This is a genomic window from Vibrio sp. 811 (assembly GCF_033339195.1).
The window spans coordinates 1-733 of the sequence record NZ_JAWOUB010000355.1; the positions used below are offsets into that span (position 1 = coordinate 1).

The 733-nt window shown below is 46.7% G+C and carries 1 pseudogene; it reads right to left on the reverse strand.

From position 1 onward, the window contains the following. Positions 1–672 (reverse strand): annotated as a pseudogene (locus R7Q46_RS26835) (hypothetical protein); the annotation flags it as partial. Positions 673–733 lie beyond the last annotated feature (61 nt).

The window sequence follows — 733 nt, forward strand, 5'->3', positions numbered from 1 at the left end:
ATATTGATTTTGGATGTTTCCACGACGCCACGTTTCATCCCACCAACTCATCTTTTGCTTTGCATGATTTAAGCTCAGGTTTTCCTCACTTTGTCCAATATGGCAATAATAGAGTTGCGTCGTGCCCCGCTTAATGGCGGAGGTAAAAGCGGTGATCGCTGCCCCTCGTAAAAAGCTTTCATGTTCGAGGACAAAGCGTTTCGGCACTTTGTTCGCAAAGTATTTCGCCAAGTTTTGCATGTGCGCGTGTGCGGCAAAAACAGGGCGAGTGAGTAGCACTTCTTTTGATTTCGCGTGCGAACCATCGCAGTAAGCGAGTTGGTCAAATTGGCTGCGGCTAAGAATTTTGTCGTAAGTGCGCTGTGCTTGGAGAAATACATCTGATTCGTTTGGCATTTCTTCTTGCTGCGTTAATTGGTAACGACTTTGCTCCCAAAGCGGTTGAGGAATGACGTGCTCTGACATCTCTGTCTGAGGAAACCAAGCGTTGTCACTGAGCAAAAGCAAGTAACCCGTTTGGGCATCGGCGCTGCATAGTGTCCAAATATGCGCTGCACGTTGTTCTCGACCATGGTGGCGAAAACCAGAGCGCGCCACTTGAACAAAGGAACGAGTTTGGATATTCGAGAACGATAAGTGACGTTCGTATAAGCGACTAAAAGTGTCCAGCATACTTGCCAAACGTTCAAGAGATTGTGAAAAACGGCGATGATTTAAGCCCAATTTATACTGT